22 protein-coding genes are annotated in these 23744 nt (G+C 66.8%); 13 read left to right on the plus strand and 9 right to left on the minus strand.

The window, feature by feature from the left end:
- Positions 1 to 49 precede the first annotated feature (49 nt).
- Together ACX5I6_RS19735 and ACX5I6_RS19740 are read right to left on the minus strand one after the other, a co-directional pair.
- Positions 50 to 2110, minus strand: coding sequence for a phosphocholine-specific phospholipase C (locus ACX5I6_RS19735; protein ID WP_461841602.1), 2061 nt, complete (start codon positions 2108 to 2110; stop codon positions 50 to 52).
- A gap of 276 nt (positions 2111 to 2386) precedes the next feature.
- Positions 2387 to 3256 carry a DUF1295 domain-containing protein gene (locus tag ACX5I6_RS19740; protein ID WP_285249304.1) on the minus strand — a complete coding sequence of 290 codons (870 nt, stop codon included), beginning with the start codon at positions 3254 to 3256 and terminating at the stop codon, positions 2387 to 2389.
- Between the two features lie 223 nt (positions 3257 to 3479).
- Here ACX5I6_RS19740 and ACX5I6_RS19745 point away from each other — a divergent pair, with 223 nt between their 5' ends.
- Positions 3480 to 3911 (plus strand): DUF2177 family protein, encoded by a 432-nt coding sequence (locus ACX5I6_RS19745; RefSeq protein WP_461841603.1) that lies wholly within the window; start codon positions 3480 to 3482, stop codon positions 3909 to 3911.
- A 135-nt stretch (positions 3912 to 4046) separates the two neighbouring features.
- On the opposite strand, the gene ACX5I6_RS19750 is transcribed toward ACX5I6_RS19745, so the two are convergent.
- Complete coding sequence (locus ACX5I6_RS19750) at positions 4047 to 4190, minus strand: MFS transporter small subunit (RefSeq protein WP_285249306.1); 144 nt, start codon at positions 4188 to 4190, stop codon at positions 4047 to 4049.
- 1 nt (position 4191) lies between these two features.
- Entirely contained in the window at positions 4192 to 5577 is a 1386-nt protein-coding gene (locus tag ACX5I6_RS19755; protein WP_461841604.1) for an OFA family MFS transporter, read from the minus strand.
- Between the two features lie 337 nt (positions 5578 to 5914).
- Between ACX5I6_RS19755 and ACX5I6_RS19760 the strand changes: the two genes are divergently transcribed.
- The 5 genes from ACX5I6_RS19760 to ACX5I6_RS19780 all read left to right on the plus strand — a co-directional run bounded on the left by ACX5I6_RS19760 (position 5915) and on the right by ACX5I6_RS19780 (position 10026).
- Positions 5915 to 7180: an alkaline phosphatase family protein gene (locus tag ACX5I6_RS19760; RefSeq protein ID WP_461841605.1), complete on the plus strand. Its 1266-nt coding sequence runs from the start codon at positions 5915 to 5917 to the stop codon at positions 7178 to 7180.
- A gap of 2 nt (positions 7181 to 7182) precedes the next feature.
- Positions 7183 to 8310, plus strand: a complete 1128-nt coding sequence (locus ACX5I6_RS19765) for an alkaline phosphatase family protein (RefSeq protein WP_461841758.1) — start codon at positions 7183 to 7185, stop codon at positions 8308 to 8310.
- 143 nt (positions 8311 to 8453) lie between these two features.
- The gene (locus ACX5I6_RS19770; protein ID WP_461841606.1) at positions 8454 to 9053 is read left to right on the plus strand and encodes a hypothetical protein; all 600 of its coding nucleotides are present in this window, start codon (positions 8454 to 8456) and stop codon (positions 9051 to 9053) included.
- Positions 9054 to 9229: 176 nt separating this feature from the next.
- Positions 9230 to 9670 carry a hypothetical protein gene (locus tag ACX5I6_RS19775; RefSeq protein ID WP_461841607.1) on the plus strand — a complete coding sequence of 147 codons (441 nt, stop codon included), beginning with the start codon at positions 9230 to 9232 and terminating at the stop codon, positions 9668 to 9670.
- 98 nt (positions 9671 to 9768) lie between these two features.
- Positions 9769 to 10026, plus strand: a complete 258-nt coding sequence (locus tag ACX5I6_RS19780; protein ID WP_461841608.1) for a hypothetical protein — start codon at positions 9769 to 9771, stop codon at positions 10024 to 10026.
- Between the two features lie 66 nt (positions 10027 to 10092).
- Here the strand turns inward: ACX5I6_RS19780 and ACX5I6_RS19785 are convergent, their stop codons facing one another.
- Positions 10093 to 10989 (minus strand): diacylglycerol/lipid kinase family protein, encoded by an 897-nt coding sequence (locus ACX5I6_RS19785; protein WP_461841609.1) that lies wholly within the window; start codon positions 10987 to 10989, stop codon positions 10093 to 10095.
- Positions 10990 to 11056: 67 nt separating this feature from the next.
- Positions 11057 to 11980 (minus strand): AraC family transcriptional regulator, encoded by a 924-nt coding sequence (locus tag ACX5I6_RS19790; RefSeq protein ID WP_461841610.1) that lies wholly within the window; start codon positions 11978 to 11980, stop codon positions 11057 to 11059.
- A gap of 276 nt (positions 11981 to 12256) precedes the next feature.
- On the opposite strand from ACX5I6_RS19790, the gene ACX5I6_RS19795 reads away from it, so the two are divergent.
- The 7 genes from ACX5I6_RS19795 (at position 12257) to ACX5I6_RS19825 (ending at position 20086) form a co-directional block, all read left to right on the plus strand.
- A complete protein-coding gene (locus tag ACX5I6_RS19795; RefSeq protein WP_461841611.1) occupies positions 12257 to 13609 on the plus strand; it encodes an ABC transporter substrate-binding protein in 1353 nt (450 codons plus the stop codon).
- Positions 13610 to 13629: 20 nt separating this feature from the next.
- The gene (locus ACX5I6_RS19800) at positions 13630 to 14598 is read left to right on the plus strand and encodes a carbohydrate ABC transporter permease (RefSeq protein ID WP_461841612.1); all 969 of its coding nucleotides are present in this window, start codon (positions 13630 to 13632) and stop codon (positions 14596 to 14598) included.
- Positions 14595 to 15506: a carbohydrate ABC transporter permease gene (locus ACX5I6_RS19805; protein WP_461841613.1), complete on the plus strand. Its 912-nt coding sequence runs from the start codon at positions 14595 to 14597 to the stop codon at positions 15504 to 15506. The genes ACX5I6_RS19800 and ACX5I6_RS19805 overlap by 4 nt, the downstream gene beginning before the upstream one ends.
- A 46-nt stretch (positions 15507 to 15552) precedes the next feature.
- On the plus strand, positions 15553 to 16608 hold the full coding sequence (locus tag ACX5I6_RS19810; protein WP_461841614.1) for an NAD(P)-dependent alcohol dehydrogenase: 1056 nt from the start codon (positions 15553 to 15555) through the stop codon (positions 16606 to 16608).
- 43 nt (positions 16609 to 16651) lie between these two features.
- Complete coding sequence (locus ACX5I6_RS19815) at positions 16652 to 17680, plus strand: carbohydrate kinase family protein (RefSeq protein ID WP_461841615.1); 1029 nt, start codon at positions 16652 to 16654, stop codon at positions 17678 to 17680.
- Positions 17681 to 17868: 188 nt separating this feature from the next.
- A complete protein-coding gene (locus ACX5I6_RS19820) occupies positions 17869 to 19545 on the plus strand; it encodes an FAD-binding dehydrogenase (protein WP_461841616.1) in 1677 nt (558 codons plus the stop codon).
- Between the two features lie 34 nt (positions 19546 to 19579).
- On the plus strand, positions 19580 to 20086 hold the full coding sequence (locus tag ACX5I6_RS19825; protein ID WP_461841617.1) for a DinB family protein: 507 nt from the start codon (positions 19580 to 19582) through the stop codon (positions 20084 to 20086).
- A gap of 4 nt (positions 20087 to 20090) precedes the next feature.
- On the opposite strand, the gene ACX5I6_RS19830 is transcribed toward ACX5I6_RS19825, so the two are convergent.
- The 3 genes from ACX5I6_RS19830 to ACX5I6_RS19840 form a co-directional block, all read right to left on the minus strand.
- Positions 20091 to 21443 carry a class-II fumarase/aspartase family protein gene (locus ACX5I6_RS19830; protein ID WP_461841618.1) on the minus strand — a complete coding sequence of 451 codons (1353 nt, stop codon included), beginning with the start codon at positions 21441 to 21443 and terminating at the stop codon, positions 20091 to 20093.
- Between the two features lie 10 nt (positions 21444 to 21453).
- Entirely contained in the window at positions 21454 to 22899 is a 1446-nt protein-coding gene (locus tag ACX5I6_RS19835; protein WP_461841619.1) for a cation:dicarboxylate symporter family transporter, read from the minus strand.
- Positions 22900 to 23019: 120 nt separating this feature from the next.
- Positions 23020 to 23742, minus strand: a complete 723-nt coding sequence (locus ACX5I6_RS19840; protein ID WP_461841620.1) for a GntR family transcriptional regulator — start codon at positions 23740 to 23742, stop codon at positions 23020 to 23022.
- Between the last annotated feature and the right edge of the window lie 2 nt (positions 23743 to 23744).

Consider the following 23744-nt stretch of genomic DNA (forward strand, 5'->3'; position numbering starts at 1 on the left):
CCGCCCACCGCAACCGGCATGGGGAGATCTCCCCCGATGCTGGTGTCCCTCAGCGGCCCAGCTGGGGATCGCTGGTGAGCGGGCCGCCGTTTTCGATGCGGCCGGCCAGGACGCGGACGAGCTTGGGGTCGCCGGCGGATGTGACGGTGAGGTCGTACCAGCCGCCCTGGGTGGGGATGACCACGGTCTTGCCCTGTCCCGGGTTGAGCGTCAGGGTCTGTGAACCGGCCCCGTAGGCGTCCGTAAGGGTCAGGGTGACGGCCGCGGTGCCAGGGTTGTCGATCCGGAACTGCGCGTGCTGGGACTTGCCGTCTCCGGTGACGCCCACGCGGATGTCCGCGGCCGTCGTCGTACCTGCCAGGCGCCGGTACCAGCCGGCCGGGCCGTGCATCTGCACGTCGTACTCTGCCCCGAGTGCCCACGAGGCATCCAGCGACGCTCCTGCCCCAATGGTGTAGGAGTACGGTCCGGCCGGGAGCAGGTTGGAGCGGACCTGGACGTGCGCGCCCAGGGTTCCTCGGTTGGCCCACCGGGCCGCGAGCTTTCCGCCTTGGACGGTCGTCTCGACGTCCAGGGCGTAGCCAAGGGGGCGGGACGGGCGGGTGCCTTTTTCCTGGCTGGGCATCGAGTTCGACGCCGGAGGCACCGGCACGTAGCTCGGGTGCCGTTTGTGGTCGGCCGGCTTGTAGGCGGACGTGTCCGGCAGCGCCGGCGCGGCTCCACCCGTCTTGGAGAAGTCGAACGCACTGGTGAGGTCCCCGCTGACGGCGCGGCGCCACGGCGTGATATTCGGTGAGGCCACGCCGAAACGGGCTTCAAGGAACCGGACGATCGAGGTGTGGTCGAACGTCTCGGAACAGGCCCAGCCGCCCATGCTCCACGGGGAGGCCACAATCATGGGCACGCGCACGCCCAGGCCGAAGTGGCCGGGGACGTCCTTGTCGCCGTAGTACGTAGGGGAGCCGTCGTACCATTCACCGGCCGTGGAGACCGTGGAGGCGCCGGGAATCTGCGGGGTGTTCGGGTGCGGCGGGACAATGTGGTCGAAGAAGCCGTCGTTCTCGTCGTACATGAACAGGACAGCCGTCTTGCTCCACACATCGGGGCTGGAGGTGAGGATGTCCAGGATGTTGGCGGCGTACCAGGCGCCGAAGTTCGGCGGCCAGTTCGAGTGCTCGGAGTACGCTTCGGGCGCCACGATGTAGGAGACCTGCGGCAGCGTGCCCGACGCTACGTCCTTGCGGAGGATGCTGAAAAGGTCATCGCCGGCTTTGGCATTGGTGCCGGTCCGGGCTTTGTCGTACAGCGGGCTTCCGGGCTTCGCGTCCTGGTACTGCTTGAAGTACAGGAGCGAGTTGTCGCCGTAGTTGCCGATGTAGGCGTCGTCAGTCCAGCCCTCATAGTGCGCCGGATCAAGGCCTTCACCGATGTCCTGGTAAACCTTCCAGCTCACCCCGGCCTTCTCCAGTTCCTCCGGGTAGGTGCTCCACCAGTAGCCCTTCTCACCGTTCCAGAGGTCCGGGCCGCCGCCCTTCCGGTCGGGGTCGTCTCCGCCGGCGAACATGAAGTAGCGGTTCGGGTCGGTGGGGCCGAGGACCGAGCAGTGGTACTGGTCGCAGACCGTGAACGCGTCGGCGAGCGAGAAGTGGAACGGAATATCCTGGCGGCCGTAGAACGCCATGGTCGCATCCGTCTTCTGTGGCAACCATTTGTCGTACTTACCGTTGTTGAAGGCCTCGTGCGTGAGTTTCCAGGAGTGGTCCAGGTCCTCCATGAACTGCATGCCAAGGTTCGGCGCGTCCGGGTGGAACGGCGTCACCTCCCGGGTGGCATTCGCCTGGTGGAAGCTGTCCTTTCCTGAAGGCAGGAGCGCCGGGTGCGGGTCCGCGAACCCGCGCACGCCCTTCAGGGTGCCGAAGTAGTGGTCGAATGCCCGGTTCTCCTGCATGAAGATCACCACGTGCTCCACGTCCTTGATGGAACCGGTGGCCCTGTTGGCGGGGATCTCCGCCGCCCGGGCGATGCTTTGCCCCATCATTTGGGACAAGGCTGTTGTGGCCGCGCCGGCGGCCGAGAGTTGAAGAAAACGACGACGGTCCATGCCTGCCATGAGGACGCTCCTAAATGCGTAGGCCTTTGATGTCCCCCGCCGGAACACTGTCAGGGCACGGTGACGTCCCCGTGTACACGGGCTGAACATCACGCGGCCTGGACGCGTACCGCCGGCCACACTTCGGCCGGCTCCGGGACCGCCGTCCGGACGGCAACTCCCCTGGGCAGTGGCGGTGACCGCAGACAACAAGGGGTCGGGGCGCATGGTCTGCGCCCCGACCCCTGCACGTCGGCACCCGGGCTCGGTGCCGTCGTCGTACGTCCTTCCGGGACGCTACTTAAGTTTTGGCACCAGCACAGGGGTGTTCTTCTTGTACGCCTCGTAGTCCGGCTGGCCGCCCCACTTTTTGTCCGCTTTCTTCTCCAGCGGCGGGACGCCACTGCCCTTGATGAGCAGCAGGGCCACGAACACCGGGGAGATCAGTGCCGCCCACTGCCAGCCCTGCAGCACCGGCAGCGCAATGATGGCCACACCCACCCACAAGGTGATCTCGCCGAAGTAGTTAGGGTGGCGGGACTTGGACCACAAGCCGGTGTTGATGAAGCGGCCCTTGTTGGCGGGATCTGCCTTGAACCGGTTCTTCTCGATATCCGCCAGGGTCTCCACGGTGATGCCGGCGGCCCACACCAGCAGGCCCACCCAGAAGAACCCATCCAAGCCCACCTTCTTGTCCGAGGTGATGGCCACCCATGCCAGCGCCGCGGTGAGGACCACCCACAGGCCCTGGATGGTCCAGGTGTTCAGGAAGCGGAAAAAGTCCGGCTTGAGCTCGTCGAACCGGTCATCCTTTCCGTGCTTGCTGATGCGGAGGAACAGGAAGCTGCCCAGCCGTGCGGCCCACAGCACCACCATGGCCGCGAGCACCATGCCGCGGGCATCGATGCCCGGGGACGCCAGCACCAGGAACACGGTGATGGAGATGTAGGTCAGGGCGCCGGTGAGGTCGTAGAACTTCTCGGTCTGGGCCTTGAAGCTGGGGATGAACACCAGCCACTGGATCACGAACGCGGCCGCGACCCCCAGCGCAAACACGGGCAGGCCGCCCACCCGGGAGCCGCCCTGGCTGCCGGCGAGGGCAATGAGCACGGCCACCACCACGGCGATCACTGTACTGATGAGCGCCTTACGGCTGTCTTTATTCATGCAACCCGGTCCTTTCGCGGCCTGCCGGTCCAGCGGCAGGCTCCCCCATGTGCACTTTTGGGCACACCTACATCTAACAACGCCGTGGCGCCGTCCACTTAGTCTTCGGAGCAGGACCTGCGGTGTATGGGCCCGGCCCCCTGAAATCCGAGGCGGGACCCGTCCGCGCAGGCCACCGGAAACGAACCACTGATGCAGCCGTCCCCGATCCCAGGAGCCCAGCATGAGCCCCCGCACCAAGAACTGGCTGACCGCCTACGTTGTCAGCGCCGTGATCTTCGCCGTTCTGGACGTGGCGTGGATCCTGCTGGTGGCCAATCCGCAGTATCAAAGCCAGATCGGCCACCTGCTGGCCCCCAAGGCCAACCTGGCTGCCGCGGTCCTGTTCTACGTCATCTTCGTGGCCGGGATGGTGCATTACGGCGTGCGCCCCAACAGCCCCGACGCCACGGTGCGCCAGCGCGTCTCGGGAGCAGCCTTGTTCGGGTTCTTCACCTACGCCACGTGGGCGCTGACCGGGTGGTCCGTGCTGAAGGATTTCCCCGCCCTGGTGGCCGTCACGGACATTCTGTGGGGAGCCGCGGCCTGCAGCCTCGTCACGTTGGCCACCGCAACCTTGCTGCGCCGCCGGCTCAGGAAGCCCGTCGTGGCCTGAATCCGCGCGGCGCCCCCGCGTCACGCACGGCACGCTTTACGGCCGGGAACGGCGACGGAACCCCGGAAAGCCGGGACCCGCCGTCGTCCGTTGCTGCTAACGCCTGCCCTGCGTGACGCGTGACCGGGCCCGGGGCTAGCCGAAGAGCGCCGCCACCTGGGTCAGCGTCTGGAACACCCCGTACGCCAGCGGGATGCCCACCAGGATCCAGCCCAGGACCAGCCTGCCGGTGGACCTCCGTACCGGTTCCTGCACGTTGTGGGTGTGTGCTGTAGTCATCTCAGGCCTCCATGGCTGGTTCGTGCCGCGCGGAGCGGGGTTCGTGGAATCGGGCGTTGACGGGGGTGACCAGCAGGTTGGCCACGAAGCCCACCACCAGCAGGGCCACCATGGTCAGCAGCGCCGGCTGGTAGGACGCGCCGGTCAGCTGGCCCGGTTTCCCCTGCGCGTCCAGGATGCCGTTGACGATCAGCGGACCGGCCACACCGGCCGCTGACCAGGCCGTCAGCAGCCGGCCGTGGATGGCGCCCACCTGGAACGTCCCGAACAGGTCCCGCAGGTACGCCGGGGCGGTGGCAAAACCGCCGCCGTAGAACGAAATGATCAGGAACGCCAGCACCACATAGAGGAACGTGGCCGTGGCACCGGCCAGCGCCAGCACGGTGTATAGGACCGCACCGACGCCCAGGTACACCATGTAGATCCGCTTGCGGCCCGTGATATCCGAGGTGGCAGACCAGGCGAACCGGCCCGCCATGTTGCCGATGGACAGCAGCCCCACGAAGCCGGCCGCGACGCCGGCGCTCACCAGGGACTTGCCGTCGGACTGCCGGAAGAAGTCCTGGATCATGGGGGCCGCCTGCTCCAGGATGCCGATGCCGGCGGTGACGTTGCAGAACAATGCCACCCATACCAGCCAGAACTGCCGGGTCTTGATGGCGTTCTTCGCGGAGACGTTCTCCGTGGTGACCAGCTTGGCGGCCTTGACGTTGGCGGGGTCGAACCCGGCCGGCCGCCAGCCGTCAGCGGGAACCTTGATGGTAAAGGCGCCGAACAGCATGTAGGCGAGATAGACGACGGCGAGCGTCAGGAAGAGCTTCCCCACGGCATCGCCGCTGGCCACCCAGCCCTGCGCGCCGGAGTTGGGATCGTAGGCCTTGAGCAGGGCCTGGGACACGGGGCTCGCGATCAGCGCGCCGCCGCCGAAGCCCATGATCGCCATGCCGGTGGCCAGGCCGGGGCGGTCCGGGAACCACTTGATGAGCGTGGACACCGGCGAAATGTAGCCAATGCCAAGCCCGATGCCGCCCACCACCCCGTAGCCCAGGTAGACCAGCCACAGCTGGTGCGTGAAGATGCCCACGGAGCCCACCAGGAAGCCGCCCACCCAGAACATGGCCGAGGTGAACATCGCCTTCCGCGGACCGTTCCGGTCCACCCACGTACCCATGACCGCGGCGGAGAGGCCCAGCATCACGATGGCGATGGAGAAGATCACCCCGATCTCGGTCAAGCTGGCGCCGAAATGCTTGACCAGCGCCGTCTTGTACACGCTGGTGGCATAAGCCTGGCCAATACAGAGATGGACGGCGAGCGCAGCCGGCGGAACAAGCCAGCGGTTGAAGCCCGGCGGGGCGATGGTTCGGTCACGGTCCAGGAAGCCCATGATGATTCCCTTGCTCGGTGGAAGACGTCGGTGTCCAGAGGCGAAGGGCCCGGCCCGTTGCCTCCGGCAATCATCATCCAGATCATCAGCAAACGTACTGTTGGCGCGCCGACCGGTAGTGAATTTACGCCGAGCGGCGCTACGGGACGCGCCACAAGCCGCCGAACGTCCGGTGAACTCTGCATGAACGGACCCCGTTTTGGGCCCGGGCCGTAACGTCGCCGTGATCTACTGGTGAACGCGAAATATACCGACCAGTAACTTACGGTCCGGCGATCGGCCCATCGTGGGGGGCGTGCCCGCTTCGCCGTCCTCCATGACGGACAAGGAATCTGACGTGAATCTTTCCAGACGCCGCTTCTTCGCTGCGGGCACCGCGGCTGCCACCACCCTGGCCGCCGGCAGCACGCTGCGGGCAGCCGCCGCGGCCCCGCCGGCCCTCCCGGCTCCCGGTGACTCCGGCATCGAGCACATCGTCGTGGTGATGATGGAAAACCGCTCCTTCGATCACTTCCTCGGTTGGCTGCCCGGGTCCGACGGCACACAGTCCGGACTGACCTTCCGGGACCGCTACGGCATCCCGCACTCCACCTACCACCTGACCGACTTCCAGGGCTGCGGCCACCCGGATCCTGACCACTCCTACGAGGGCGGCCGGATCCAGTACAACAACGGCAAGAACGACGGTTGGCTCCGGGCCGGCGAAAACGACGAGTTCGCCGTGGGCTACTACGGTGCCGAAGACCTGGACTTCTGGCGCCAGGCCGGCCCCGACTGGACTGTCTGCGACCGCTACTTCGCCGCGACGATGGCCGAGACCTACCCCAACCGGTTCTACCAGCACGCCGCCGCCACCGACCGGATCCACAACTCCACCGCCACCAGTACCCTTCCCACGATTTGGGACCGGCTGGCCAGCGCAGGCGTGTCCGGTAAGTACTACTACGGCGACATCCCGTTCACCGCACTCTGGGGAGCCAAGCACCAGGGCATTTCCCACCCCTATGCGGAGTTCCTCGCCGACTGCTCCGCCGGGGCCCTGCCGGCGGTGTCCTTCGTGGATCCGCGGTTCACCGACGAAGGCTCCGGGACCTCCGGGGATGACCACCCGCACGCCGATATCCGCTCCGGAGAAACGTTCCTGGCCGAGGTCTACAACGCCGTGACGTCAGGGCCGGGCTGGGCCAACACCCTGCTGGTGGTCAACTACGACGAATGGGGCGGCTTCTACGACCATGTGCCCCCGGCCACCGCCCCGGATACCAGCCCGGACACCGCCCTGCGGGGCTTCCGGGTGCCGTCCCTGGTGGTCTCGCCAAGGGCACGGCGCCGGTACGTCGCCCACGATGTCTACGACCACACCTCGGTCCTGAAAGCGATCGAATGGCGTTGGAACCTGGCGCCCCTCACACAGCGTGACCAGGCCGCCCGCAATATTGCAGAGGTCCTGGACTTCGGCACCCCGGCCAACCTGGCCGCCCCGAAATACCTCGTTCCGCCATTCGTGGCCGGCCCCGCCTGCTCCCCGGTGGGTCCGCCGCCGGAAGAGGAATGGTCAGGACTCAAACAGAAAGCACTCGCCGACGGATGGAAACTCCCGTGACAATGAAACTCCGTGCCGCCGCAGCGGCCATCGCCGTGTTCGCCGCCGCCATAATCGGCGGGGCGGCAACGCCGTCCCAGCCGGCCGCCGCCGCCCCCGCTCCCGCCACCGCGCCGGCCTCCGGCTACCTGCCCGGCGCCAACCACGTCTTTGTCATCAACCTCGAAAACAAGGGCTACGACGAAACCTGGGGCCCGGCGTCGGCCGCTCCTTATCTTTCCCAGACCCTGCGCAGCCAAGGCGTCCTGCTGAACCAGTACTTCGGCACGGCGCACAACTCCCAGCCTAACTATGTGGCGCAGATTTCCGGCCAGGGACCCAACCCGCAGATGCAGGCCGACTGCCAGACCTACACCCCGTTCTTCGGCAGCGGCACCGCCAGCCCCGGCCAGGCAGTCGGCGACGGCTGCGTGTTCCCGGCCAGCGTTCCCACGGTGGCCGGGCAGCTCAAAGACGCCGGGAAATCCTGGAAGGGGTACATGGAGGACATGGGCACCCCCTGCCGGCACCCGGCCCTGGGTGCCGTCGATGACACCCAGAAAGCCAAGGTGGGCGACCAGTACGCTGCCCGCCACAACCCGTTCGTCTACTTCGCCGGGATCACCGGCTCACCGGACTGCGCCACGAACGACGTCGACCTCTCCGCCTTGCAGACGGACCTCGCCTCGGCTGCCACCACGCCCAACCTGTCCATGATCACGCCCAACCTTTGCCACGACGGACACGATTCCCCCTGCGTGGACGGGCAGCCCGGCGGCCTGGCCAGCGCTGACGCCTGGCTCAAGCAATGGGTTCCGGTCATCACCAACTCTCCGGCGTTCAAGCAAGACGGCGTCCTGGTGATTACCTTCGACGAATCCGACGGGCCCCAGTCGGACGCCAGTGCCTGCTGCGGCGAAGGCCCGGGCCCGAATGCGGCCCTGCCAGGCATCACGGGCATGGGCGGCGGACGCGTCGGCGCGCTGGTCCTCTCCCCCTTCACCAAGGGCGGAACCTGGTCCACCACGCCGTACAACCACTACAGCCTGCTCGCCAGCATCGAGGACACCTTCGCGCTGCCGTACCTGGGGTACGCCGGGACGCCCGGGCTCAACCGGTTCGGCCTGGACGTGTACAACGCGGGGGTCTGAGCCTGACCGGGGCTGCATGCCTCCCTTCGAATGGACCCGGCAAACGGACTGCAGTGCAGGGTTTGCCGGGTCCATTGCTGTTCCGCGGCCGATGCGTTATGGCGACGTTAGGAAAGGGTGGCGGCGAGGCGCATAGTTAGGAGATGACAAGCCCTTACACCCGCGGCGACTCCTTCAGCAGCGAGGCTTCCCGGAAGCACATCAGGCAGGCGCTCACGGACTACGGGGCAACGGACATCCTGTTCACCCAGCGAGGAGACCGGAGCGCAGTGGCGTTCCGGGGCACCGGACGGCAATTCCGGATTGTCATGCCATTGCTGCAGTCCGATGGCGCCCTGGCCATTCGCGGGGACATCGCTGACAGCAGGGTCCACGAGGCCAACGCGAAAATCCTCGAACGCGCCAACCGTAAATCATGGCACGCCCTGGCCTTGGCCATCGACGCCAAACTCGGAGCCGTAACTGCGGGAATCGCCAGCCTTGAATCGGAATTCCTGGCCCACGTGGTGCTCCCCGGAAACCACACCGTGCTGGATGAACTCGCGTCCGTGATCGATTCCGCCTACCGTTCCGGCAGGCGCCCGACCTTCGGCGGGCCGGTTCCGCATCCCGGCCCGGAAGAGGCGCTGATGAGCGTAGACTCAAAGTATCTCGGGACATCGTGGCAGGACATCCGTTGCCCCGAAAATGAGCCCGATTCCCGGTTGCCTTCCAAGGCCGCCGGCGTGCGCCGTACCGAGTAACCTCGACCCCGGCGCAGCAGGGAATCGGTACGACGAGGGGCCACACCACAACACCGGCCGGAACGGCATCCGTTCACCTCCACCGCAGCCGATCCGGACCCGGATCCCCTGCCCCAGCCACTCCGTCCCGCGTCCCGGGCTCCGGCAGTGCACCCTTCAGAACGCTGGTAGACACCATGACCACCATCCAAGACTCTGTTGTACGCGCCGACTCGGCGTTATCGCTCGGCGGAATCCTCGCATCCGCGTTGCCGCATGACCTGGGCACGGCCCAGGGCCCCACGCGGTACACCGTGCCGGCTGTCTTTTCGCGCCGGCCCGAGCCCCGGGAAGTCGAGCTGCTGCACGGGGAAGCTACGAAACAGCGCCTGGCCGACGCCGGGTACAGCGATGTGGAACTCCAGGTCTCAGACCGCCGCCTCCTGATCACCAACACCAACCTGGTGGACCTCAAAGCGGGCCTGGCCCATCTTGTAGGCGTGATCCTGCGCGACATTTCAGCCCAGGCTGCCCAGGAACGGACCCACCGGAACGACGAGCTCGAAGCGCTGGGCCTGGCGGAGGAAGAGCGCCTTGAGTCGCTGCGCAAGGCGGCCGCAGACATCCACTTCGATTAAGCCTTTCCTCCTCGTGTGCCGGCTGCGAAAACCGCGGCCGGCACCGGCGCATCCCGGGCCTGGGGGCGTCCTTGACACTTTTACGAAAGGCAAACCCCATGACTGACATCAGTATTCGCGACCAGTGGAACCTGCTTCCCGCTGCGGTCACCCAATGGCTGCTGGCGAACCCCGGCTGCATGATTTTGCCGCGGACAATTTCCGCCCACATCAGTGCAGCCGCAGGCGAGGGCGCCAACGGAGATCCCCACGGTGAGACCACGCTGTCCGAGGAGGACGTGGACTTCATCCGGATGAAATCCCATGAGGCCGGGTCAAATCCTGATCACACGTTCTTCGACTCCGTGCAGCCGTAGGCCGTTCCGGGGGTACTGCCGCTCCGCGGCGGTACCCCGGCCGGCGCGCCACTCCGGCTTGGGATTTCAGAGGGTGGCCAGGGCTCCCTTGGCGCTTTCCACCAGGACCTGGGTTCCGGCCTCGACGTAGACCACTTCACCGTCGATCTGGCAGGGAACGGTATCGCGGGTGGAGAAGGCATAGCGGCTGACGCTCGGTTGATGCCCCAGCCCCAGGGTGACTGCGCGGAGCGTCATCAGGGCCATCTTCGTCAGGCCGGCGTGGGGCAGCGTCACCACCTCGAACCGCCCATCGTCCGGGTAGTGCGACTCGCTGACGGTACCGTACTTGGCCATGCGCGAAACGTTGGCCAGGATCAGGCTGTCGAACCGGGCGGTGGCCCCGTCATCCCGGACAAGCTCGAAGGGCTTCAACCTCGAGAGCGTGCGGGCCACGGAGACGAGCTCCAGGACCTTACCCTTCCCGCCCTGTTCAATGCCTATGGCCATCAACGAGGTCAGCCCGAACCCCACGTAGGAATGCGCGTACAGGACCCGTTCTCCCATTGCGGTCCGGAGCGTGATCCGCAGCAGGTCGACGCGCCGGCCCACACCGGCCGACGCCGCTTCCGCGAAGGTTCGCACCGGCAGGCTTCGGTAGTGGTCGTTGGCATTTCCGGCGGGAATGACGGCGCAGACGGCCTTGCTGCCGGGCACGTCCATCACGCCGTTGACCACCTCGTTGTACCCGCCGTCCCCGCTGACGGAAAGGATGAGCGGCACACCCCGGCGCGCCTCGCCCCGGGCAAGTTCACGGGCGTGGCCGGCAAATTCCGTTGGCAACAGGTAAACGGGCAGCCCCGGCAGGTCGGTGGCCAGGTCCCGCTGCAACGCCTCGATCCGCTGGCCCATTCCAGGCCGGCCGGGATTGAAGATCAGGACGGCACGGTCGAAAGGTGCGGCAGGTGCTCCGTCATCAGCCATGGCGTACGTGTTCTCCGGGTTCCTGGTGCGGGTGGCTCCAGCCTAACCCGCGGCGACCGCCCGCCCCTCACCCCTGCAGGCGCTGCCGGTAGTTCCGCGGCGTCTCACCCGCGTCGTTGAGGAAGTGCCGGTTGAAGTTCGACAGGTTGGAGAAGCCCACCTCGTAGCAGATCTCAGACACAGGCTTGTCGCTGCGCTCCAGCAGGCGCCGGGCGTGCGCCAGGCGCAACTTGCGGACCAGGTCGCTGAAGTTCTGCCCCGTGGCCCGCTTGAAGTACTTCGAAAAGGTGGGCTCCGGCATGCCCACCAGCGCGGCGGCCTCGGACATCCGCACGCTGCCGGCATGGTTGCTGAACACGTACTCCAGGACCAGATCGACGACGGCGGCAGCCTGGCCGTCCAACTGCGGCCTGAACCAGGCTTCGGCCAGATAGCGGCGGTCGCCTTCCGGCGCGCCGGCAAGGACAGCGAAAAGTTCAAACAGGTGTTGCAGCCGCTCCAGGCCGGTGGTTTGGCCCATGGTTTCGATGGCCGCCGCTGCTGACACTGCGGTGTGGCCCAGGAATTCGATACCCCGCGCCGACTGTTCCAGGAGCGGACGGACCTCCGCGAGTTCGGGGACGAGGTTGGATGCCTGCTCCACCCACTTTCCGTCGAACTGGATGACGGCGTCCCGGTTCTCCAGTACCTCGCCAGGTTCCAGGTCGCTGACCCAGTCGTGCGGCAGGCCCGAACCCACGATCGACACATGGCCGGCCTCGAAGGTGCCGATGTGGTCCCCGACGATGAACTTTCCGGTGCCTTTCCGAATGAGGTGGATCTCGTATTCCGGATGGTAGTTCCACCGTGCCACCGGGCTGGGGTAGCTGTGCTGGTGCCAGCGGACCGAATGGTTGGGATCCGGCGGGATCACCTCCCGGTTGGCCCGCATGCCCAGCAGCCGCTCGGCCAGCCGGGCTGTGGCTTCCTCGGCATTGTCCACTGTGGCCATGGTGGTCTCCGTGCATCGGGTGGTTATGAATTCTGGACAGCCCCCTGGCTGCCTTGTCCCAGAGTAGCGGGCGAAGGGCCCTTGCGGTTCGGAAAATAAGTATCAGAAATGCGCAACCAGGGCGCTAGTTGTGACCTGTGCCGCACCCCTAACCTTGAGGAACACCAGCACGGCGCACCGGGATTCCGGTGGCTGGCCGCGCTCCAACCGGGCACCCCGACGCAGCAGTCGGCGGGCACCGGGCCTGCATCTTCCTGAAGAACAAAGGAGTCCTTAATGCGCCCGAAAACGCGCGCTGCCGTCCTCTCCGCCGGGGCACTCTGCATCGCTTTGAGCGCCACGGCATGTGCGGGTGCCGGCGGAGGCAATTCCGCCGGCAACCCGAACAGCATCAACGTACTGATGGTGAACAACCCCCAGATGGAGGACCTGCAGAAGCTCACCGCAGACAACTTCACCAAGGAAACCGGCATCAACGTGAACTTTACGATCCTGCCGGAAAATGATGTCCGGGCGAAGATCAGCCAGGAGTTCTCCAGCCAGGCCGGCCAGTACGACGTCGCCTCGCTGTCCAACTACGAGATCCCGTTCTATTCCGCCAACGGCTGGCTGGCACCCCTGGACAGCGTGGCCAAGGACCCGGGTTTCGACCAGGCCGACATCCTGCCCGCGTACACGGCATCCTTGACCGGTACCGACGGCAAGCTCTACGGCGAACCGTTCTACGGCGAGTCCTCTTTCCTGATGTACCGCAAGGACATCCTGGCGGCCAAGGGCCTTACCATGCCGGACAAACCCACCTGGGACCAGGTGGCGGACATCGCGGCGAAGGTGGACGGCGCCAGCCCCGGCATGAAGGGCATCTGCCTGCGCGGCCAGCCCGGCTGGGGCCAGGTTTTCGCGCCGTTGACCACCGTGGTGAACACATTCGGCGGCACCTGGTTCGACAAGGACTGGAACGCCCAGGTCAACAGCCCCGAATTTACGGCCGCAACCGAATTCTACACCAACCTGGTCCGCCAGCACGGTGAAGCAGGTGCCGCGCAGGCCGGCTTCACCGAGTGCCTGAACAACATGAGCCAAAGCAAGGTGGCCATGTGGTACGACGCAACCTCCGCCGCCGGCGCCCTCGAAGCCGATTCTTCCCCTGTCAAGGGCAAGATCGGCTACGCCCAGGCCCCGGTGAAGGAGACCAAGTCCTCCGGCTGGCTTTGGACGTGGTCCTGGGCCATGCAGGCGGCATCCAAGAAGCAGGATGCGGCCGGGAAGTTCATTGCCTGGGCCAGCTCCAAGGAGTACGAGCAGCTGGTGGCATCCAAGCTCGGCTGGGCCAAGGTCCCCTCCGGCAAACGCGTCTCCACATACGAAAATGCCGAGTTCCAGAAGGCTGCCCCGTTCTTCACCGCGGAACGGTTCGCCATCGAGAACGCCGACCCGAAGAACCCCGGCACCCAGCCGCGTCCCGCCGTCGGCATCCAATTCGTGGGCATACCCGAGTTTGCTGCGCTGGGCACCAACGTCTCGCAAGGCGTCAGCTCGGCCATCGCCGGCCAAGGCACCGTGGCCGATGCCCTGGCGAAGGGCCAGGAAGCCGCCCGGAAAATCGGCAACAAGTACAAGCAGCCCTAACCGAACCGCAGGAGAATCCCATGACTACCGCAACGGCGCGTATCTCCCGACCGGGACACACCGCAGCCAAACCCGCACGCAGCGCCTCGTCTCGTGAACGTGCCCTGGCCTGGGCACGCCGCGCACCGCTGCTGCCCGCCTTGGTCTTCCTTATCGTCGTCACCCAGCTCCCGTTCGTGGTGACCCTGTTCATCTCGTTCCTGAACTGGAACAGCCTGAGCCCCACCAAGACAGCCTTCGCCGGCCTGGAAAACTACGTCACGGTACTCACCGACCCCGACCTCCGCCAAGCCATCGTCACCACCATCGTCCTCACCGTCTCCGTGGTCCTGGCCAGCCTGCTCATCGGACTGGGCCTGGCGCTGCTGCTGGACAAGAAGTTCCTCGGCCGCGGACTGGCCCGCACCTTGCTGATCGCGCCGTTCCTGGTGGTCCCCGTGGCCGCGGCCCTGATCTGGAAGCATGCCCTCCTGAACCCCGCCTACGGGCTGGTCAACGGGATCCTCACCTGGATCTGGTCCCTCTTCGGCAGCAGCACCCCGCCCCAACTGGACCTGTTGTCGCAGGCGCCCTTGGCCGCCGTCGTCGTCTCATTGGTGTGGCAGTGGACGCCGTTCATGATGCTCATCCTGCTCGCCGGCCTGCAGTCCCGGCCCATGGACACCGTGGAAGCCGCCCAGATGGACGGCGCCACCCCCTGGGCGATCTTCCGGCACCTGACCCTCCCCCACCTGCGCCAGTACCTGGAACTCGGCGGTCTTTTGGGTGCCATCTACATCGTGCAGAACTTCGACTCCGTCTTCACCCTCACCGCCGGCGGCCTGGGCACCGCCAACCTCCCCTACGCCATTTACCAGACCTTCTATTACGCCAACGAATACGGCTTGGCCTCCGCGGCCGGCGTCGTGGTGGTCATCGGCACCATCATCGTGGCCACGTTCGCACTCCGCACCGTCTTTTCGCTCTTCAAGAAGGAGGCAGCACGATGAGCACCCTCACTCCCGCCGCGCCCCAAAGCACCACCCACGCCGGCCCGGGCAGCATGAGGGCCCGCCGCGGCAAGTCCCGGATGGACCCCACCCGCAACAACACCGCGGCCGGGCTCGCGGCCTGGCTGCTGGCACTGCTGTTCGCGTCCCCGGTGGTGTGGATGATCCTGACTTCCTTCCACTCGGAGACTGACGCAGCCACCAACCCGCCGTCGGTGGCCGCGAACCTGACCCTGGACGCGTACCGGGAATTCTTCGGCGAAACCTCCGGCGTCAGCCCCTGGCCGTCCCTGATCAACTCCGCCACCGCCTCCATCCTGTCCACGGCCCTGGTACTGGTCCTGGCCATCCCGGCGGCATACGCACTCTCCATCCGGCCCGTGAAGAAGTGGACAGATGTGATGTTCTTCTTCCTGTCCACCAAGATGATGCCCGTGGTGGCGGCGATCCTGCCGCTCTACCTGTTCGCCCGCACCGTTGGTGCCCTGGACAACATCTGGTTCCTGATCCTGATGTACACCTCCATGAACCTGCCCATCGCGGTGTGGATGATGCGGTCCTTCCTCGCCGAAGTTCCGGAGGAGATGCTGGAGGCGGCCCAGATCGACGGCGCCAACCTCCTGCTCATCCTCCGCAAGGTCATCGCCCCGGTGGCCATGCCCGGGATCGCCGCCACCGCGCTGATCTGCTTCATCTTCAGCTGGAACGAACTGCTCCTGGCACGCGTCCTCACCGGCGTGGTGGCAGGCACGGCGCCCGTCTTCCTCACCGGCTTCGTCTCCGGCCAGGGCCTCTTCCTCGCCAAAGTCTGCGCGGCCGCCGTCGTCATCTCCCTGCCGGTGCTGTTCGCCGGCTTCGCAGCGCAGGACAAACTCGTCCAGGGCCTCTCCCTTGGCGCAGTGAAGTAACCGGCCCACCCGCCAATTACCCTCGATTTCAGCAAAGGACCCCGCTATGACCACCACCGCCCAGTCCCCCGCCCCCGCCGCCGGCCTGCCGGCCACCATGCGCGCCGCCGTCCTGAAGAGCCAGGGCGACATGGCCATGGAATCACTCCCCCTCCCCCAGCTCGACCCGGACCAGGTCCTGGTGCAGGTCGCCGCCGTCGGCGTCTGCGGCAGTGACGTCCACTACTACGAGCACGGCCGGATCGGCCCCTACGTCGTGGACCACCCGCTGATCCTGGGCCACGAGCTCTCCGGCCGGATCACCGCCGTCGGAAGCGCCGTCGATCCGGCCCGCGTTGGCAGCCGCGTCGCCGTCGAACCCCAGCGGCCCTGCCGCACCTGCAAGCAGTGCAAGGCCGGCCGCTACAACCTGTGCCCGGACATCAAGTTCTACGCCACCCCGCCCGTGGACGGCGCGTTCGCCGAACACGTCACCATCCAGTCCGACTTCGCCTACGACATTCCGGACAGCGTCAGCGACGAGGCGGCCGCCTTGATTGAACCGCTGTCCGTGGGCCTGTGGGCCTGCGAGCGCGCGGAAATCCGGCCCGGCAGCCGGGTGCTGATCGCCGGCGCCGGCCCCATCGGCATCATCGCCGCCCAGGCGGCACGGGCGTTCGGCGCCGCCGAGATTTACATCAGCGACATCGCCGAGGACCGGCTCGCCTTTGCCCTGGAACACGGGGCCACCCACGCCGTGTACGCAAAGACGGACAGTGTGGAGGGGCTCGACGTCGACGCCTTCATCGATGCCTCCGGCGCACCGCAGGCGGTCCGTTACGGAATCAAGGCCGTGGCGCCGGCCGGCCGGGTGATCCTGGTGGGGCTCGGCGCAGACGATGTGGAGCTGCCTGTCTCCTACATCCAGAACCGCGAAATCTGGCTCTCCGGGGTCTTCCGCTACACCAACACCTGGCCCCTGGCCATCCAGCTGATCGCCGACGGAAGAGTGGATCTGGACATCCTGGTTACCGGAAAATTCCCCCTCGCCGAATCCGAAGCGGCGCTGAAGGCGGGAAAGCAGCCCGGCCAACTCAAGGCCGTGGTCTATCCGGGCCGCTGAGCACAGCACCACATCCCGCCCCATCACCTGCAAGGAAGCAGCCATGCCAACAGCCCACAACATGCCGGATGCCGGGAACGGCGGTCCCGTGGTCACCGTGATCGGCGAGTCCCTCGTGGACATCATCACTGACCCGCGCCGGGGAACCGGCGGCTGGAAAGCCCACCCCGGAGGCAGCCCGCTGAACGTCTCGGTGGGAACTGCGCGGCTGGGCCTTTCCACAAGCCTGGTGACCCATTACGGCGACGACGCGTACGGGCGGATCATCGATCAGCACCTGCAGTCCAACGGCGTCAGGCCGGTGCTGGGCGGCGCTGCGCCCACCTCCACGGCAACGGCAACGCTGGGGCCGGACGGTGCAGCAACCTACGCCTTCGACATCACCTGGGACATCAATGGCGCATCGCTTCCCGCCCTGGCCGCCGTGGAAACCTCCGCGCACGTCCACACCGGTTCCATTGCCACCACGCTTTCACCGGGCAACCACGCCACGTATGCGCTGGTGGGGGCGGCCCGGCACGGTGCCACCGTCAGTTACGACCCCAACTGCAGGCCCGGCATCAGTCCCGATGTTGCCGCGGCTCGCAGGCAGGCTGAGGAATTCGTCGCCGCGAGCGACGTCGTCAAGGCAAGCGACGAGGACCTGCGTTGGCTTTATCCGGGCCGGACGCCGGACGAGTCGCTGGCCGCCTGGCTGGAGCTCGGCCCGGCGATGGTGGCCCTGACCCGCGGTGTTGAGGGACCGGTGCTCCTGAATAGGCAGGGCCGCGTGGAGTTGCCGGGTGAAAGAATCGAGGTGGCGGACACCGTCGGGGCGGGTGACTCCTTCATGGCCGCCCTGATCGCCGGCCTGTCGCAGATGGACCTTCTGGGCGCCGCGGCCCGGCCGCGGCTGGCCGCCCTCAATGCTGCTGACCTGCGCCTCCTGGCCGGCTACGCGAACAGGGCCGCGGCCATCACCTGTTCCCGCCCCGGCGCCAACCCGCCCGGGCTGGCAGAACTGGGGACGGCATCGCCTGACGCGGACGCCTGCTTCCGGACGCCCCCGCCTCGCATCAGGCACGCAGACTAGCCCGGTTTTCGCCGCGAAACGCCGGGAATCCGCGCTCCCGCGGCCGTTTCCCCTTGAAAACCGGGCCAGTGTGACACGAAGGCGGCAGGCGGCTGCTGCGCGCCGGGCACGAAAGACCCGGGCATGGGCCGCTTCGTGCGATAGCTTGGCAAGCAGTCACAACAACTTTCGAAACCAGGCAGGCACGCATGGATGCGGACGTCATCATCATCGGCGGCGGGTTGGCCGGGCTGGTGGCCTGCAACGAGCTGGTCCGTGCGGGGAAGCGCGTGGCCATCCTGGACCAGGAGAACCAGGCCAACCTGGGCGGCCAGGCGTTCTGGTCGCTGGGCGGTCTTTTTCTGGTGGACACCCCCATGCAGCGCCGGCTGGGCGTGAAGGATTCCTTCGAGCTGGCGTGGCAGGACTGGCAGGGCTCGGCGCAATGGGACAGGCTTTCCGGACCGCACCCGGAGGACGAATGGGCCGCGCAGTGGGGCCGCGCCTACGTGGAGTTCGCCGCCGGCGACAAGCGCACCTGGCTCCAGGAGCAGGGAGTCCGGTTCACGCCACTGGTGGGCTGGGCCGAGCGCGGCGACGGCAGGGCCGGCGGCCACGGCAACTCGGTCCCCCGCTTCCACGTCCCGTGGGGCACCGGCACCGGGGTGTCCGAACCATTCGCGGACAAGGCGCGGGATGCGGCCGCGGCAGGCAGCGTCACGTTCTTCTTCCGGCACCGGGTGGACGGTTTAACGTACGACGACGGTGCGGTCACCGGGGTGCGCGGCGCCGTGCTGGCACCTGATGCGTCGCCGCGTGGGGCGCCCTCCAACCGTTACGTCGTAGGGGACTTTGAGTTGCGGGCGCAGGCTGTGGTGATAGCCTCCGGCGGGATCGGCGGCAACCATGAGCAGGTGCGGCGCTGGTGGCCGGACCGGCTGGGGACACCGCCGCGCAGGATGGTCACCGGGGTGCCGCAGCACGTGGACGGGCGGATGCTGGACATTGCCGACGCGTCCGGGGTTCGGCTGGTGAACCGGGACCGGATGTGGCATTACACCGAGGGGATCCAGAACTGGAATCCCATCTGGCCGGACCACGCCATCCGGATCCTGCCCGGCCCCTCCTCGCTGTGGTTCGATGCGCTGGGCCGGCGGCTGCCCTCCCCCGGCCTGCCCGGTTACGACACGCTGGGTACCCTCCGCCTGCTGCGGACCACCCCGGACATCCAGCAGTACGACCATTCCTGGTTCATCCTCAACCAGCGGATCATCGAAAAGGAGTTCGCCCTTTCCGGCTCCGAACAGAACCCGGACATCACCAACCGGGACCTCAAGCTGCTGCTGAAGACGCGGCTGGGCCGCGGTGCCTCCGGTCCCATCGAGGCGTTCAAGGAGCACGGCGCGGACTTTGTGGTGGCGGACAACCTCCCGGACCTGGTCCACGGCATGAATGGGCTCACCGCTGAGCCGCTGCTCGATGGTGCGCTGCTGCGGCGGCAGATCGGGGAACGCGACGCCGAGATCCGTAATGCCTATACCAAGGACGCCCAGGTGGCGGGCATCCGCAACAGCCGCCGCTACCTGGGTGACCGGCTCTTCCGGACAGTGAAGCCCCACCGGATCCTGGACCCGAAAGCGGGGCCGCTGATCGCGGTGCGGCTCCACGTCGTCACCCGGAAAACGCTCGGCGGCATCCAGACAAATTTGTCCGGACAGGCGCTCGGGCTGGATGGCATCCCCATTCCCGGCCTCTACGCCGCCGGGGAGGCCGCCGGGTTCGGCGGCGGTGGCGCCCACGGCTACAACGCCCTCGAGGGCACCTTCCTGGGTGGCTGCATGTTCACCGGCAGGACGGTGGGGCGTTCCCTGGCCCGGGCGTTGTAGCCGCACCTTCTTGCCGGCTTGCTAGGGTCGGCGTATGGCCATCCTCCCCCGTTCCATGGACGACGTGATTTCCGAGCCGCTGCGTGCCCAGTTCGAATTCTTCCTTGACGAGCACCGGGCTGCGCTCGACGACTGCCTGGACGGCTTGACCGAGGAGCAGGCCCGGCGCCGGCTGGTTCCGTCCCGCACCACGCTGCTGGGCCTGGTGAAGCACGCCACCTTCGTGGAGAAGGTCTGGTTCGACGAAGCCGTCACGGGCCGCCCGCGCAGTGAGATCGGTATCCCGGCCACCCCGGACGAATCGTTCATGCTTGACGACGCCGACACGGTCGCCTCGGTCCGGTCAGCCCACCGGGAGGCGTGCGCCGCCTCCCGGGCGGCCGCGGCCGGGCTGGGACTGGACGACGTGGTCACCGGCAACCGGCGGGGCCCGCTTCCGCTGCGCTGGGTGTACCTGCACATGCTGCGGGAACTGGCCCAGCACTGCGGCCACGCGGACATCCTGCGCGAGCAGGTGCTGGCCGAAGCAGGGGCGGCGTGAAGGGTCAGCGCGCCCTGGCCGAGATCACCTGTTTGGTCATGGCCCCGGCACTGCCCAGGTAGCCGGCGGGGTCGCAGAGCTCGGCAATCCTCTCCGGGCCAAGCTCCTGGACCAGGTCCGGGTGCTTGAGGAGCTCCGATTCCAGGGTGGTCCGGTTTTCGATGGCGGTCTTGCATGCCGCGTAAATGACGTGGTGCGCTTCCTGGCGTCCCAAGACCGGCGCCACGGCCATCATCACGGCTTCGGCCACAATGAGCCCACCGGTGATGGCAGTGTTTTCCCGCATCCTGTCCACGTCCACTTCGAGCCCGGAGAGCATGAATTCGGCTTGTCCGAGGGAGCTGGAGAGTAACAGGAAGGCTTCCGGGATGGTGGCCCATTCCAGGTGCCACGGCCCGGTGGCCCGCTCGAAATCCTGGACCATGGCGTCGAACATGGTGGAGGACTTGTCCCTGAGCATCTTGGCCGCAGCGAGCATCAGTTCGCAGGAGATTGGATTGCGTTTCTGCGGCATGGTGGAACTTGCGCCGCGGCCCATCACGAACGGCTCGGCGGTTTCGCCGTATTCGGATGAGCACATCAGCATGACGTCCAGTGCGATCTTGCCCAGCGAGCCACCGATGTTCGCCAGCAGGCTCACCAGCTCGGCGAGGCCGTCCCGGGCGACGTGCCACGTGATGTCCGGGTCAGTGAGCCCGAGTTCCGCTGCCAGTCCGGCCCGGGTTTCCAGGCCTTCGGGCCCTTCGCCGAGCGAGGCGAGAGTGCCGGCGGCCCCGCCGAACTGGACCATAAGGTCCCGGGCGGCCGCCTGTTCCAGCCGGTCGGCCTGCCGGTCCAGGGAGGAGAGCCAGACGGCGCAGCGGTAGCCAAAGGTCACGGGCAGTGCGTGCTGCAGGTGGGTGCGGCCGGCCGCGAGGGTGTTCACGTGGGTTTCGGCCAGCCGCGCCAGTGCCGCCCGGACGCCGTCGAGCTGCTCGCCGAGGATGGCGAGGCCTTCCTTGCACTGGAGCATGGTGGCAGTGTCCATGATGTCCTGGGTGGTGGCTCCCCAGTGGATGTAGCCGCCGTCGTCCCCGCACTGTTCGGAGAGCTGCTGCACGATGGGCAGGATGGGGTAGCCCACAATTTCGGTCTCCCGCCGCAGCCGTTCTTGGTCCAGGGCTGCGAAGTTCGCCGTTTCAGTGATGCGCATGGCGGCGTCCGCGGGGATCAGTCCGATTTTCGCCTGCGCGCGGGCGAGGGCAGTCTCGGTATCGATAATCCGGCTGACGTAGGCGTCGTCGCTGAAGACCGAGCGCATGCGGGCGGTGCCGAACATGTCGCGGAAGAGCAGGGAGTCGTAAACGGTGGAGCTCATGGGTACCTCTTTACTTCGTGGGGGTGGAAAAAACGGCGCCGTCGTGGGCGGGAGCGGACACTGCGGATGTGCCGGCGCTGGGGTGGGAACCTTCTGAGCCGGAATCCGCAGGGCCGGGATTTGCGGCGGCGGCTTCCTGGGCGTCCTGGCGGTCCAGCTCGGCCAGGAAGCCTGTGGGGTCGGCCAGGGCTCGGCGGACCTTGGGGACATCCATCTCCTTGGTCCATTTCGAGACGACGATGGTGGCCACGACGTTGCCGAAGGTGTTGCAGAAGGCGGTGGCGATGGACATGAAGCGGTAGACGCCGAAGAGGATGGCCACGCCTTCAAGCGGCAGGTAGCCGGTGGCGGCGACAGTGGAGGCGAACACCACGTAGGTTCCGCCGGAAACCGTGGCCGCGCCCTTGGAGGTCAGCAGCATGATGGCCATCAGGCCCAACTGTTCGCCCAGGCCAATGTGCACGCCGAAGGCGTTGGCAAGGAACAGGGTGCAGATGGACATGTAAAGGGACGTGCCGTCCAGGTTGAAGGCATAGCCGGTGGGAACCACCAGTCCCACGCTCTGTTTGGAACATCCCATGGCCGTGAGTTTCTTCAGCAGTCCGGGCAGGGCGGATTCGGAGGAAGCAGTACCGAGCACCAGCGACATCTCGACCTTGACGTAGCGCAGGATCCGGAAGACGTTGAACCCGGCAGCCAGGCAGACCAGGCCCAGCACCACGGTGATGAAGAGGGCGACGACGGCCCAGTACTCGAGCACCAGTTGGGCCAGGGCCAGGAGCATGGCGCTGCCGTTGGTACCCACGGAGTAGGCGATGGCGCCAAAGGCACCAATGGGTGCCAGCTTCATGATCACGTTGATGAAGCCGAAGAAAGCCTCCGAGACAGTGTCCAGGCCGCCTTGGATCCTGCCCAGGACCGCCGGCTTCAGCGTCAGCAGTCCGGCGCCGAAAATGACGGCGAGGATGACTACCTGAAGCAGTTGTCCCGAAGTGAAAGCGCCGAAGAAGTTGTCCGGAAAGATGCTGGTGAGGAAGCCGGCGAAGGTGTGGTCGCCGTTGTTGGCCGGCGGCTTTCCGCCGTTTGCTGCCAAGGAGCCTGCGCCTTCACCGACGTGCAGCAGGTTGGCCGCCAGGAGGCCCAGGCCCAGTGCCACCGTCGAGATGACCTCGAAGTAGATGAGGGCGGAGAACCCGATGCGGCTGGCCTGCTTGAGGTTGCCGGCGGAGAGGATACCCAGCACGACGGTCAGGAAGACCAGCGGCGCAATGCCGGTTTTGATCAGGGCGAGGAAGAGGTCGCCGACGATCTTGAGTTGGGAGGAGAACCCGGGGAAGGCAAAGCCGACGGCGATGCCAAGGACCATCGCGATGATGACCTGCGCGCCCAGTCCCCTGTACCAAGCCTTCCTGGGTCGTGGCCCGGCCGCGGCCAGGAGCTGTTCTTGCGACTTCATTGACGCCTCACTTGTCTAGACACATTATCTGTCTAGACAAATGTGGGGGACGTCATGGGGTTTTGTCAAGGCCTGCCGGTGGGCCGGGCAGCCTGCCCGGCGTGGTCCTGCTGAGCCCTGTCAGCCGCGCTCGAGGACTGATTCGTAGACGAAGCGGGAGCCGGGATGGGTGCTGACCGCGACGGCCAGGACCTGGCCGTCGTCGTCCAGGTAGCGCCGCGTAAGCTGCAGCGCCACTGATCCCGGCAGTTCGCCGAGGACCCCGGCTGCTTCGTCCCCCAGGGCGGTGGCCTTGATGCGCTGCAGGACCCGGTTCACCCGGCGCCCGGTCCGTTCCGCAATGAGGTCGGCCACCAGCCGGTCGCTGGTGCCCAACTCTTCGTTGAGGAGCTTGGCGTGTCGCGGCGAGACATATACTTCCGCCCAGGACATGGGCCGGCCGTCGTCGGCGGGATCCTGCCTGGTGGACGTGATGCGAAGCTGGGACTCTCCCTCCGGGACGCAAAGGTCCTCCGCCAGGCCGTCGCGGACCGGAACGGTTTCCATGCCCAGGATGTGCCGTACCGCGGTCCGGCCATACTGGGCCAGCTCTTCGATGGAGGTCAGTTTGGTGTGGAATTCCTGGACCGGCTGCAGCCTGACCACCCGCGTCCCCTGCCCCCGGCGCCTGGCGATCAGCCCAGCCTCTTCAAGCTGGCGCAACGCGCCGCGCAGGGTTTCCCGGGAGACGCCATACGTCGAGGCCAGCTCGGGTTCGGACGGAAGGAATGCGCCCACTTCCCACTGGCCGGCGGCAATGCGGGCCTGCAAGTCGTCCGCGATCGCAACATAACGGGTGGCCACAG

The sequence above is a fragment of the Arthrobacter sp. MMS24-T111 genome (assembly GCF_054888995.1).

Excerpts from the sequence above, each read along its gene's own strand:
- ACX5I6_RS19780 (WP_461841608.1), top strand. The coding sequence starts at position 9,769 with ATGACTGACATCAGTATTCGCGACCAGTGGAACCTGCTTCCCGCTGCG.
- ACX5I6_RS19775 (WP_461841607.1), top strand. The coding sequence starts at position 9,230 with ATGACCACCATCCAAGACTCTGTTGTACGCGCCGACTCGGCGTTATCG.
- ACX5I6_RS19770 (WP_461841606.1), top strand. The coding sequence starts at position 8,454 with ATGACAAGCCCTTACACCCGCGGCGACTCCTTCAGCAGCGAGGCTTCC.
- ACX5I6_RS19745 (WP_461841603.1), top strand. The coding sequence starts at position 3,480 with ATGAGCCCCCGCACCAAGAACTGGCTGACCGCCTACGTTGTCAGCGCC.
- ACX5I6_RS19740 (WP_285249304.1), bottom strand. The coding sequence starts at position 3,256 with ATGAATAAAGACAGCCGTAAGGCGCTCATCAGTACAGTGATCGCCGTG.
- ACX5I6_RS19795 (WP_461841611.1), top strand. The coding sequence starts at position 12,257 with ATGCGCCCGAAAACGCGCGCTGCCGTCCTCTCCGCCGGGGCACTCTGC.
- ACX5I6_RS19825 (WP_461841617.1), top strand. The coding sequence starts at position 19,580 with ATGGCCATCCTCCCCCGTTCCATGGACGACGTGATTTCCGAGCCGCTG.
- ACX5I6_RS19830 (WP_461841618.1), bottom strand. The coding sequence starts at position 21,443 with ATGAGCTCCACCGTTTACGACTCCCTGCTCTTCCGCGACATGTTCGGC.
- ACX5I6_RS19835 (WP_461841619.1), bottom strand. The coding sequence starts at position 22,899 with ATGAAGTCGCAAGAACAGCTCCTGGCCGCGGCCGGGCCACGACCCAGG.
- ACX5I6_RS19805 (WP_461841613.1), top strand. The coding sequence starts at position 14,595 with ATGAGCACCCTCACTCCCGCCGCGCCCCAAAGCACCACCCACGCCGGC.
- ACX5I6_RS19800 (WP_461841612.1), top strand. The coding sequence starts at position 13,630 with ATGACTACCGCAACGGCGCGTATCTCCCGACCGGGACACACCGCAGCC.
- ACX5I6_RS19755 (WP_461841604.1), bottom strand. The coding sequence starts at position 5,577 with ATGGGCTTCCTGGACCGTGACCGAACCATCGCCCCGCCGGGCTTCAAC.
- ACX5I6_RS19785 (WP_461841609.1), bottom strand. The coding sequence starts at position 10,989 with ATGGCTGATGACGGAGCACCTGCCGCACCTTTCGACCGTGCCGTCCTG.
- ACX5I6_RS19790 (WP_461841610.1), bottom strand. The coding sequence starts at position 11,980 with ATGGCCACAGTGGACAATGCCGAGGAAGCCACAGCCCGGCTGGCCGAG.
- ACX5I6_RS19750 (WP_285249306.1), bottom strand. The coding sequence starts at position 4,190 with ATGACTACAGCACACACCCACAACGTGCAGGAACCGGTACGGAGGTCC.
- ACX5I6_RS19765 (WP_461841758.1), top strand. The coding sequence starts at position 7,183 with ATGAAACTCCGTGCCGCCGCAGCGGCCATCGCCGTGTTCGCCGCCGCC.
- ACX5I6_RS19810 (WP_461841614.1), top strand. The coding sequence starts at position 15,553 with ATGACCACCACCGCCCAGTCCCCCGCCCCCGCCGCCGGCCTGCCGGCC.
- ACX5I6_RS19735 (WP_461841602.1), bottom strand. The coding sequence starts at position 2,110 with ATGGCAGGCATGGACCGTCGTCGTTTTCTTCAACTCTCGGCCGCCGGC.
- ACX5I6_RS19815 (WP_461841615.1), top strand. The coding sequence starts at position 16,652 with ATGCCAACAGCCCACAACATGCCGGATGCCGGGAACGGCGGTCCCGTG.
- ACX5I6_RS19820 (WP_461841616.1), top strand. The coding sequence starts at position 17,869 with ATGGATGCGGACGTCATCATCATCGGCGGCGGGTTGGCCGGGCTGGTG.